At 35.4% G+C, this 11,763-nt stretch carries 8 protein-coding genes; 6 read left to right on the forward strand and 2 right to left on the reverse strand.

The window, feature by feature from the left end:
- Positions 1-624: 624 nt before the first annotated feature.
- The 3 genes from ACFIQC_RS00130 (at position 625) to ACFIQC_RS00140 (ending at position 4,906) form a co-directional block, all read left to right on the forward strand.
- The gene (locus tag ACFIQC_RS00130; RefSeq protein ID WP_375629266.1) at positions 625-2,298 is read left to right on the forward strand and encodes a formate--tetrahydrofolate ligase; all 1,674 of its coding nucleotides are present in this window, start codon (positions 625-627) and stop codon (positions 2,296-2,298) included.
- A 188-nt stretch (positions 2,299-2,486) separates the two neighbouring features.
- Positions 2,487-2,720 carry a 30S ribosomal protein S21 gene (gene rpsU / locus ACFIQC_RS00135; RefSeq protein ID WP_012754552.1) on the forward strand — a complete coding sequence of 78 codons (234 nt, stop codon included), beginning with the start codon at positions 2,487-2,489 and terminating at the stop codon, positions 2,718-2,720.
- A 1,619-nt stretch (positions 2,721-4,339) separates the two neighbouring features.
- Entirely contained in the window at positions 4,340-4,906 is a 567-nt protein-coding gene (locus tag ACFIQC_RS00140; protein WP_375620834.1) for an SH3 domain-containing protein, read from the forward strand.
- A gap of 46 nt (positions 4,907-4,952) precedes the next feature.
- Here ACFIQC_RS00140 and irrA read toward each other — a convergent pair whose 3' ends face one another.
- Entirely contained in the window at positions 4,953-5,465 is a 513-nt protein-coding gene (gene irrA / locus ACFIQC_RS00145; protein WP_375612837.1) for an iron response transcriptional regulator IrrA, read from the reverse strand.
- Positions 5,466-5,697: 232 nt separating this feature from the next.
- Between irrA and fabA the strand changes: the two genes are divergently transcribed.
- Genes fabA through fabI form a run of 3 tightly spaced genes read left to right on the forward strand, consistent with a single transcriptional unit; the run spans position 5,698 to position 8,352 of the window.
- The gene (fabA, locus tag ACFIQC_RS00150) at positions 5,698-6,207 is read left to right on the forward strand and encodes a 3-hydroxyacyl-[acyl-carrier-protein] dehydratase FabA (protein ID WP_375612836.1); all 510 of its coding nucleotides are present in this window, start codon (positions 5,698-5,700) and stop codon (positions 6,205-6,207) included.
- A gap of 57 nt (positions 6,208-6,264) precedes the next feature.
- A complete protein-coding gene (gene fabB / locus ACFIQC_RS00155) occupies positions 6,265-7,485 on the forward strand; it encodes a beta-ketoacyl-ACP synthase I (RefSeq protein ID WP_375612835.1) in 1,221 nt (406 codons plus the stop codon).
- Between the two features lie 48 nt (positions 7,486-7,533).
- On the forward strand, positions 7,534-8,352 hold the full coding sequence (fabI, locus tag ACFIQC_RS00160; RefSeq protein WP_375620835.1) for an enoyl-ACP reductase FabI: 819 nt from the start codon (positions 7,534-7,536) through the stop codon (positions 8,350-8,352).
- Between the two features lie 1,938 nt (positions 8,353-10,290).
- Here fabI and gpsA read toward each other — a convergent pair.
- Positions 10,291-11,298, reverse strand: a complete 1,008-nt coding sequence (gpsA, locus tag ACFIQC_RS00165; RefSeq protein ID WP_375620836.1) for an NAD(P)H-dependent glycerol-3-phosphate dehydrogenase — start codon at positions 11,296-11,298, stop codon at positions 10,291-10,293.
- Between the last annotated feature and the right edge of the window lie 465 nt (positions 11,299-11,763).

The raw sequence follows: 11,763 nt of genomic DNA on the forward strand, positions 1-11,763 counted from the left end.
GTTATGAATCCTTCAATTCAGCTCTAAGGTGCTTTTATTAGCTTATAATCGTAGCGATTGCATGAGTAGCGTATGTTGTTGTTTTCTTTTTTCAATCTATGCGCTTGTTTTTGGTCTCTTCCGGATTATACTCTCTACTCAGTTAGGTAATTTTTTACGTGCTTATTTCTAATTGTTCCATAACTGGATGTTTCTGGATATTTTATTCCTAGCAGTCCCATCTTAAGAGGGACTTCAGATGTGCCGCCATAAATTCCGGTTTACCACCATGTGAAACTTTTTCAGTGTGTTGTTGGAAAGAATAAATAAACTACTTCTCAAACGTACTACTATGAAACACTTATGGTATCCATTAATATCATCAGCATTTGTTGCAAACCACAGCTTCTTTTTGTAATATTTTTAATTGAATTAAACGTATTTTTACTGCTTAAAAGCAAAGTGATTCTTTTTCCTAAAAAACAATAAAACTCTTCTTGTGCTTCTTTAGCATTATCTCTTGCATGGCATATCAACGATTTCTATGATATCTTAATATTTTTCTGTTCTTTATGAATTTTTCTAATTAATCCATGGGGTACAGATCCCAAACATTAATAAAAGCTGAATTTAAAGAATTTTTCCATGCCTAAAACTGATATTGAAATTGCTCGCACTGCTAAAAAGCAACATATTATTGAAATTGCACAAAAAATTGGTATCTCACATGAAAATCTCATTCCCTATGGTCATGATAAAGCTAAAATTTCTTCTGAATACATAAAATCGCTTAATAAAAATCCAGATGGTAAACTTATCCTTGTCACAGCTATCAATCCCACACCTGCCGGAGAAGGCAAAACAACAACAACAGTTGGACTAAGTGATGCTCTTAATCTTATTGGTAAAAAAACAATAGCTACCTTGAGAGAACCATCTTTAGGTCCCTGTTTTGGTGTAAAAGGTGGTGCTGCTGGTGGTGGTTATGCGCAAGTCATTCCAATGGATGACCTTAATTTACATTTTACCGGTGATTTTCATGCTATTACAGCTGCTCATAATCTTCTTGCCGCAATGATAGATAATCATCTTTATTGGGGAAATACTCTAAACATTGATCCACGTCGCATTGTTTGGAAACGCGTTCTTGATATGAATGACCGTGTATTGCGCGATATTGTCATTTCATTGGGGGGCATAACAAATGGTTTTCCACGTCAAACAGGTTTTGATATTACTGTTGCATCAGAAATTATGGCGCTTCTTTGTCTCTCTGAAAATTTAGAAAACCTTACACAAAGACTCAAAAAAATTATTGTTGCTTATCGTTATGATAAAACGCCCATCACCGTTGCTGATCTCAATGCGGAAGGTGCAATGGCAGTTCTTCTCAAAGATGCTATACAACCCAATCTCGTACAGACAATTGAAAATAATCCTGTTCTCGTTCATGGAGGACCTTTTGCCAACATTGCTCATGGTTGCAATTCAGTTATAGCAACAAAAACTGCTTTAAAACTTGCTGATTATGTTGTCACAGAAGCAGGGTTTGGAGCAGATCTTGGAGCAGAAAAGTTCTTCAATATCAAATGTAGGCAAGCAGGTATTGTACCAAATGCGACAGTGATCGTCGCAACTATTCGTGCATTAAAAATGAATGGTGGTCTGGATAAAAATAACCTGACAGAAGAAAATATCACCGCTTTAGAAAAAGGGGCAGCCAATCTTTTACGACACATAAAAAATATGAAGCACTACGGTATTCCTTGTGTTGTGGCTATCAATCATTTTGACAGCGATAGCGATGCTGAAATAAAAACATTACAAAAAATAGTTGCAACAACTGGACACAAAGCTATTATCTGTAAGCATTGGGAACAAGGTGGAAAAGGCGCTATAGAACTTGCACAAGAACTCGTTACCTTGATTGAAAAGCACGATTCTGATTTTAAAGTTCTCTATCAAGATGATATTCCACTCGTTCAAAAAATTAATTGTATTATAACAAAGCTATACGGTGGACGTGGCGCCATCATCTCAGCCCCTATTCTCAAACAACTTGAAACTTGGGAAAAAGAAGGTTTTGGCGTCTACCCTATTTGTATGGCAAAAACACCTTATTCTTTTTCTTCTGATCCCACGCAATACGGAGCTCCTGTTGATTTTGAAATTCCCATACGAGAAGTTCGTCTCTGTGCGGGAGCCGGTTTTATTGTTGTCATTTGTGGAGATGTTATGACCATGCCGGGACTACCCCATTATCCCACGGCTGAAAAAATTCATCTTGACGAAAATGATCAAATACAAGGACTTTCATAAATTTATAACCGTAAATTCTATCATTCATTATAAAAAGCGTTTTTATTGTAAAAAAAATAGAATTTTAAAAAGCGATATAGACAAATGTCTCATTTATATGATATAAGTGCTTGTCCTTTTGGATATGCCTTTAAAAGGACGTAGGTTTTTTCCTATCATTTATGACACTGAAAAAAGCAGGATAGATAGTGCAAGTACTCGTTCGTGATAATAATGTTGACCAAGCGCTCCGTGCGTTGAAAAAAAAGATGCAGCGTGAAGGTATCTTCCGTGAAATGAAAATGCGTAGTTATTATGAGAAGCCATCTGAGAAGCGTGCTCGTGAAAAAGCTGAAGCTATTCGTCGTACACGTAAGCTTGCTCGTAAGCGTGCACAAAGAGAAGGTTTTGTTAGTAACGGACGAACTGTTGCGGTAAAGTAATATACTTTATGATATTATATAATTGCATAAGCAATAGATAGTAAGCTACTAGAAAATTTTATCTTCATAGGCAATTGCGATGCATTGCTTGTGTAGGTTTTTATGTACAATGTTATCTAATATGTTAGTTATTTGAAAATAATAAGGTTTCTATCATAGAGGTGGTTTTTATTTCACTCTTATATTTTAAAAATAGATAACAAACTACACTTGAGATATTTAAGCGACTTTTTCCTATGTAAATTGAGTGCGGGGTGTTTTATTATTACTTTTCGCTATAATTTTCTCCTTCTGGATATCTCTTACATCACTGCTTCTTATGTACAAATTTCATGATGAACTTCTTTTTTGTCATTAAATATTCTACATCTTTCGATCATCCTAGGTCTGATTACAAAACAAAAATAACTATCGCAATATGCGATTGTGTGTAAAATATAATATCAAATTCATAATCCTCTTTCCCTTCAGTTATGTAACGAAACGATATAATTCCATAACTTTTTATATCTCTTGATTCTGTCTCTCTAAAGGATGACGAATTTCAACCACTGCACTATAGATTCTTTTTTCTTGATAAATTTCTTCTATTCATCACTTATGTAATTACCCTCATCAGTGTATCGAATAAGCCTTTCTATTTCATTCAACTTTCTTCTATACTGAGTTAGAGAAAAAGAAAATTGACAATAAACAGGGAAAACACTGTATTTTAATATGGATGAATGTGCCTTTTATTACCATTTTTGATGGAAATGTTTTTAAAATTTAAATAACGAGTTAAAGTTTTTAACGCGGAGATTTATTATTATAAGTAATCGTTTTTCATATTAAGTAATAATTCTGAATAACGTAAAGTTTCTCAACACTTTCTCATATTGAATCAATCAAGATTATTTTCTTGTACATCATAAGCGGGATTCGTATGCAAATAGAATAAAAGCTATTTAAGAAAAAACAAAAATGCTTCTTATAAACACTATAAATAATAGGAACTGCATAACATTGAAAGCTGGTAAATAGAACGATGGAGCCCGCTTATCTACCATACGGATAAGCATTATCATGGCATAAGATTAGAGTGTAGAAAATTTTATAAATGAATTATCACGAAAAAGTGTCCTGTTAAAATTAGCCCTTCATATATCAATCTACTCTATAATGTTGCTCATATTTTTACGCTTAAATGTTTTATTTATCGTATTATTTTGTTCATTCAAAACTTCTTTTCAAGCCACACAATAATCCCTTTCTGAACAGCTCTTTGTTCATAGTATGCATACATGCACTTTTACTTTGAGAAACAAACTCAAAAAAGAGATGCAATACTTTAGCCCTAATTTCCTGTACAAAAACTGCCTATGGCTCCAATATACTTTACTGTTTTATCACGCTTACAGCTACATAAAAATCTAATGTTTATTTATATCTACCCCCTCATAAACAAGATAAGCACTAAGAAATACAAACCTTTTGTTTTCCTTATTTTGATATTTTTGTAGCAATTTTTTCATCGTTTAGATCTCTTTAACGAGCAATGTGTCATACTTTTTATCAGTTTCCAGTCTTATCTTTCAGATTTTAAATTTCCAATATATGATGAAATAAAGGAGTTCGGTGTGCAAAATTCTCGTTGGTTTCGCGTTTCAATACTCGCATCATGTATCTTAATAGCAACAGTCATTGTATTAGTTTCACCTCATTTGTTGCATGCACAAACATTTAATCAAAATTTAGGGCCCAGTGGTTTACCACTTCCGCGATTTGCTTCGATTAAACCCACCAGCGTTAATGTACGCGTCGGACCAGGAAGCAACTATTCTATCATTTTTACCTACAAAAAGAAGGGCTTACCTATTGAAATCATTCAAGAATATGATCAATGGCGCAAAATTCGTGATGCCGAAGGCGATGAGGGGTGGGTGTATCAATCGCTTTTATCGGGAAAGCGAACTGCTATAACTATTCCATGGCAAAAAGATAAAACTAAAAGGCTGATGCTACGAAAAAATCCCACCGACAACGCAGAACTTGTGGCAGAAGTAGAACCTAATGTCATTGGTAACATCCGCCAATGTGATGGACAATGGTGCGAATTAAACATTAATAATACACGCGGATGGCTTCAACAACCCCAGTTATGGGGAATCTATCCTGATGAAAAAGTAAAAGTAAAAGGCTGGTGAATAATCAAACTCAACAAGTTTAATTTTTATTCCTCATTGAATATCCTCACTGCCTATCACAAGATTGATTTTTTGGTTTCAATCGCACGATTAAATCAACATGTGAAATTTCCATACCTTCTGGTGGCTTAGGCAAATTTCTAATAATGGGAGCTTCTTCCAAATTATAAGGAATATCAAGAATACGATTTTCACCTTCTATATAAAAATGGTAGTGATCAGAGGTATTGGTATCAAACCAAGTTTTTGAACCTTCTACGGCAATAATCCGTAATAATCCCGCTTCCGTAAATTGATGAAGCGTATTATAAACCGTTGCTAAAGATACAGGTACACCTGCCCTCACCGCTTCCTCATAGAGCTCTTCAGCAGTAATATGACGATTTCCTTGAGAAAAAATCATATGTGCAAGCTCTAACCGCTGACGTGTTGGACGCAGACCATTTTGACGCAAATGTTTTTCTAACATAGAAATGGAATAATATTGCACAATTTTTCCACACTCTTTTGTGAACTGCTGCTCTTCATTCATATCTAAATTGTCTGCACTCACTGACATAATTACAAACCCAAATATATTCCTGCTAAATAAGATCAAAATACAAAAAAATGGGAATAGTATGGTGTAATCTTGTATTCCATTTTTAAATAATTACCTATGTAGAATACATAAAAAAAGGCTTTTGTCATTAAAAATGATATAAAATCATTTCCCTCTCTTTAAAATTTGCTCTAAAAGTAGGTTGGGAAAAGCGCAGAAATAAAGATATATGCAAATAAATGGAGTAACAATGGCTGAACAAAAGTCTCGCTACACTTATGAAGAGCTTCTAAGCTGCGCTCGCGGCGAAATGTTTGGTAGAGGTAATGCGCAATTGCCAGCACCGCCAATGTTAATGATTCATCGAATCACTCAAATTAGTGAAACTGATGGTAAATACAATAAAGGAATGGTTCGCGCCGAATTTGACATTACACCAGACATGTGGTTCTTTAATTGTCACTTTATAGGCGATCCCGTCATGCCAGGATGTCTTGGACTGGATGGTATGTGGCAATTAACAGGTTTTTTTCTTGGTTGGCTAGGCGAACCAGGCAAAGGAAGAGCAATATCAACAGGTGAAGTAAAGTTATCAGGGATGGTAACTCCACAAACCAAAATTCTTGAATATGAAATAGATTTTAAGCGTATTCGACGTGGAAATTTAGTCTTAGGAATAGCTGATGGGTGGCTAAAAGCAGATGGAGAGACTATTTATAAGGCGAACGATTTACGCGTTGCTTTATTCAAAGAAGATTGAACGTTATTTCCGTCAGAAAGAACTTTTCACTATTCTGTATGGAACGAGGAGGTATGAATGCGTCGAGTTGTTGTAACCGGAATGGGAATTGTCTCCGCAATTGGAAATAACCCTGGAGCTGTTTTAACCAGTTTACGTGAAGCAAAATCCGGAATTTCTTACGCACCTCAATATGCTGAATTAGGCTTTCGTAGCAGAGTTTATGGCAAGCCCGATATTAATATAGAAGAACTCGTAGATCGACGTGCTCTACGTTTTCATGGGCGTGGAACAGCATGGAATCATATCGCCATGGATCAAGCAATTGCTGATGCGGGTCTAGAACCGCATGAAGTATCGAACGAACACACGGGTATTATTATGGGTTCTGGAGGTGCTTCAACACATTCAATCGTAGAAGCTGCTGACATTACACGCCAAAAAGGCCCAAAACGTGTTGGACCTTTTGTTGTCCCTAAAGCGATGAGTTCTACAGCATCTGCAACATTAGCAACTTTCTTTAAAATAAAGGGGATCAATTATTCAATCTCTTCAGCTTGTGCTACCTCCAATCATTGTATTGGTAATGCTTACGAAATGATTCAATATGGTAAACAGAAGCGCATCTTTGCCGGAGGCTGCGAAGATTTGGATTGGACACTATCTGTTTTATTCGATGCCATGGGCGCTATGTCCAGCAGATATAATGACACCCCTCACAAAGCTTCACGTGCTTATGATGTTAATCGTGATGGTTTTGTCATTGCTGGAGGGGCTGGCGTTTTAGTCCTTGAAGATTTAGAACTTGCTAAAGCACGTGGTGCAAAAATCTACGGAGAAATCGTTGGATACGGTGCGACATCCGATGGACATGATATGGTTGCCCCATCAGGAGAGGGAGCGGAGCGGTGCATGCGCATGGCTCTTGCAACAGTCAATAATAAAATTGATTATATCAATCCCCATGCGACAGCAACTCCTGTTGGTGATCCTCCTGAGATAGAAGCTATCCGTCGTGTCTTTGGAGCAGGTGATCAATGCCCCCCCATTTCCGCTACCAAGTCTCTAACAGGACATTCCTTGGGAGCAGCAGGTGTTCACGAAGCAATCTATACATTGTTAATGATGAATCATAATTTTATTTGTGAAAGTGCCCATATTGAAGAACTTGATCCAGCTTTTGCTGATATGCCAATCGTTCGTGAACGACGTGATCATCAACAACTGAATACCGTATTGTCGAATACTTTTGGCTTTGGCGGTACCAATGCAACGCTTGTTTTCCAACGTTATGTATAAACAAAAGCTCTTAGTAATTGAAAAAAGTACGGTCTTACGGAGAATAATATGAAAGGTTTGATGGAGGGCAAACGCGGCCTTATTATGGGAATTGCGAATGACCATTCAATTGCTTGGGGCATTGCCTGTCAGCTCGCACAAGCAGGAGCGGAATTAGCGTTGACTTATCAAGGAAATGCTTTTGGCAAACGTGTTCATCCCCTAGCAGATAAACTTGGCTGCAAATTAGTGCTAGAGTGTGACGTTGAAAAAAGTGAAAATATTGATTACGTCTTTGAGCAACTTGAAAAAGAATGGAAAACAATTGATTTTATTGTCCATGCCATTGGTTTTTCAGATAAAACTCAGCTAAAAGGGCGTTACGTTGATGTTACAACACGTGAAAACTTTCAACGCACGATGGTTATTTCAGCTTATTCCTTTACTGAAATTGCCCAGCGCGCGGGTAAGCTTATGCCGAATGGAGGAGCACTTTTAACTCTTACCTATGGTGCTTCACAGCAAGTTGTGCCTAATTATAACATCATGGGTGTTGCTAAAGCAGCTTTAGAAGCTATGGTACGTTATTTAGCAGCGGACTTTGGTCCTCAAAATATTCGTGTCAATGCGATTTCCGCTGGTCCTGTTAGAACTTTAGCAGGTAATGGTATTGCAGCTGCACGGGCAATATTTTCACATCAACGCCGTAATGCCCCATTACGTCGTACCGTAAATATTCATGAAATTGGAAAATCTGCTCTTTATCTACTCTCTGACTTATCATCAGGTGTCACAGGTGAAATCCATTATGTTGATTCAGGCTATAACATCATGTCTATGCCAATACTTGAAGAACTAAAAAAAAGTGACGATTCTCAAGAAGGATAAATTTTATTTTATTGCACTAAAAAATAAAATCAATCATGTGCATAGTGCTTTAATCGGGTATTGAGTACTTTCTCAGCTATATAACAGTGTATTGACTTATAATAATATGACGTAAGGCATGTGTACAAGTGTTTGTAAGAATAAGTGAATACAAAACCAGATGTACGATGCCTTGTTTCGCAAAATATTTTATAAAAAGCCGGAATATTTCTTCAATTCATGGTTGATAAAGTTTGTGTTTTATGACGTCATTTACCTTACTAAAGTATACGCTTTTGCCATTGCTTATAAATCAATATCCAACTCTCATGCCACCGCAGTTTGAAACAGAGATTAGAGAATTATTAAAATCCTTAGTTTCAGCTTTTGTGTAGCAAATTGAAAAAAAATATTTTACCGTTTGATTTATTCTTGAAACGCAAATACAATCTAATTTAGGAAGAATATGAAGGCGTAAAGAAATCAATCGTTAATTTTACTATTATTCTTTAATGAGACTTTACGATTTTAAAAGCATCTACATCAATGTTTTTTTAATAATGGAGATTACTCTTTACCTCACACCTTTATTTTGCTCGTTCTTTAATGAAAGCGTTTCTTTGATATGTCAGGTAAAATAGAACACCCAAAAACACTATAGCTGTTGCTCCTTCATGCATTTTTTTAAGATATCTCTCAATGCATGCCATTCCATTTCACAATGGTACCTGTAAAACGTATAAAAAATCCCTGTGAAGTATATAAAATCCTTTTTTTACCACCATTTTAATGTTTATACAGATGACAAACCGACACCGTCATTTTACTTGCCATGTTCTAATATTGAAACAACCCTTGACACTTGAGATGATTCATTAGAAGTATCTTTAATAATTTTTTATCCACGTACTAACCCGCTTGTGACAAGCAAACACATATTTTTAATTAACTCAATACAAAAATAAAATGAATTATTTATATAAATCAATTTTTTATCTTTATAATCACATTATTTTTTAGTTTAACTGACAGTCACAAACAAGTACAATAACATTTTCTCAATCTTAGACTTTCAAAGTTATAATTCCAAAAATCATTTCTTGCATATAAAAAACAGAATTGACATGTGAGAAAATAAAAGGCTTAAATATCTCTACTGAACAGCTTCAAGTGCCAAGAGCTGTTTCAACATTGGGGGGTAATGATGCTCGTCTTCCTCCTTCATAAACGTAAAGATGGGGATGTGCACAATGGCTTTATCGTTATACTATTCACGGTCACCGTCGCGAAGTGGACTTGGGAGTTTTAAGAGAGAGGTCTCTTTAAAACAAGAACATGAATATACAACAGCAATCGTGTTTTTTTGGGCATTCTATTTTACCTGACACATCAGAGAAATGCTTTCATTAGAAAATGAGAAAATAAAGGTGTGAGATAATCTCTATTATTTAAAAGATATTGCTTTAGATAGCGTAAAACCGAATTTAAAAATGATTGTAGAAATGGGAACAGATTTTCAGCTTTAAAATTTCATCTTCTTCCCAAATTAGATTGTCTTCTTGTTTTAAAGAATTACAAAAACAGAGATTCGCAATATCCCTGCCCCGATATTCTTAGCTTATACGTTACATAAATAAGATGCTTCTACCTAATGAGTCTTGTATTATTCTGTTTGCAAATATCATTGTGAGATGAATTTAAGAGACAATAAAAATATCTTGTTCATTACATTACATAAACATGTATAAGTGGAAACGACAATTTATCTTCAAAGAGATAGCTCTTAGACAAAAGCCAAAACTTTTATATTTCAGCCATGTTTCATAAAGAATCGAATGATATGAATCTATAATTTTCTGGAATATGACTGCCTTATACAACCATCAATAAAATCTATTTTATATGTCTATCATAGCATGTTTCTATTTTTTACGATTGGAATTATTAAAAAACAGGATATCATTGAATTTCGTCCTTGAGGGCGCGGCTTAGTAATGTGTTTGCCGCTTCAGTTATATTTTTACCACAATAGAGAATTTGATAAATTTGCTCTACAATGGGCATTTCTACCCCAATACGCTGCGCCAACGTATATACTTCCTTGGTATTTAAGTATCCTTCCACAACCTGACCAATTTGTTTTTCTGCTTCTTTTATATCTATTCCTTTACCAAGAAGTATTCCAAAACGGCGATTACGCGACTGATTATCAGTACATGTCAAAACCAGATCACCTAAGCCTGTCATTCCCATAAATGTGGAAAGCTCAGCACCCATAGCCCCCCCTAAACGACTGATTTCAGCTAGTCCTCGTGTGATAAGAGCTATTCGTGCATTTGCCCCAAAACCTATGCCATCTGATATTCCTGCACCAATAGCAATAACATTTTTGACTGCCCCCCCTAATTGAACACCAATCATATCTGAACTTTTATAAACTCTAAAACTTTTGTCACAATGAAAAAGTTGCTGCAATTCTTTACCAAACTCAACATCAGAAGCTGCTATCGTCATTGCAGTAGGCCAACCCATAGCTAGTTCTTGAGCAAAAGTTGGTCCAGAAAAAACAGCTAAAGGAATTTTTTCACCTAAAATCTCACGAGCAACCTCTTGTAAGAAACGTCCAGTACCATGTTCTAAACCTTTTGTAGCCCAAATAACGCGTGAATGCTGATCTAAATAAGGCTGAATATTATACAAAACTTGATGAAATACATGGCTTGGAACAGCGATTAATATATTGTGACTTGCCGTTATTGCAGTTTCAAGGGAAGCTTCAAGTAATAAATTTTCAGGAAATCGAACATCGGGTAAATATACTTGATTACAACGTTGTTCCTGTAATTCTTTGATATGTTGAGGACTATACCCCCAAAGTAAAACATTATGACCATTACGGGCAAGAGCTATCGCTAATGCAGTACCAAAAGAACCAGCACCTATAACTGTCATTGCAACGGTTTTCATTAAATTTTCTGATTATTCTCTAAATTTTTGATTTCAATTGCATATTATTATTACAATAATTTTAATGCTATCTTTAATATAAATTCTTTAAATCTAAAAATATTACTGCTTCGTAGCTTTTTTATCTCACACAATATAAAAACTTGTTTCGCACATTCTCTTTCTTTGTAGTAAATTTTACAAACATCACTTTTTGTATATTCTACAAATAGCTATTTGTCTCAAAAATTAAAGATTGACTAAATACCCCACGGACTTTCTCTTTTAAATTAAAAGTATATTCAAAATAATGATACTCATTCCACTGATATCTTGTACTTATCTCCTGCTTTATATCCCACGAATTCTTCTACGAAGCTGATACATGCCGCATCAGCTCCGTAGATATTTATAACAACTACTCCACAGGAAACTGCGTATTTGGACCTTGCTCCATGGGCATTTCTGAACCAGGTGCTTGATCTA

Source organism: Bartonella sp. AA126HLJHH (genome assembly GCF_042197425.1).
Taxonomy (GTDB): Bacteria; Pseudomonadota; Alphaproteobacteria; order Rhizobiales; family Rhizobiaceae; genus Bartonella.

Excerpts from the sequence above, each read along its gene's own strand:
- ACFIQC_RS00130 (WP_375629266.1), top strand. The coding sequence starts at position 625 with ATGCCTAAAACTGATATTGAAATTGCTCGCACTGCTAAAAAGCAACAT.
- irrA (WP_375612837.1), bottom strand. The coding sequence starts at position 5,465 with ATGTCAGTGAGTGCAGACAATTTAGATATGAATGAAGAGCAGCAGTTC.
- fabA (WP_375612836.1), top strand. The coding sequence starts at position 5,698 with ATGGCTGAACAAAAGTCTCGCTACACTTATGAAGAGCTTCTAAGCTGC.
- fabB (WP_375612835.1), top strand. The coding sequence starts at position 6,265 with ATGCGTCGAGTTGTTGTAACCGGAATGGGAATTGTCTCCGCAATTGGA.
- fabI (WP_375620835.1), top strand. The coding sequence starts at position 7,534 with ATGAAAGGTTTGATGGAGGGCAAACGCGGCCTTATTATGGGAATTGCG.
- gpsA (WP_375620836.1), bottom strand. The coding sequence starts at position 11,298 with ATGAAAACCGTTGCAATGACAGTTATAGGTGCTGGTTCTTTTGGTACT.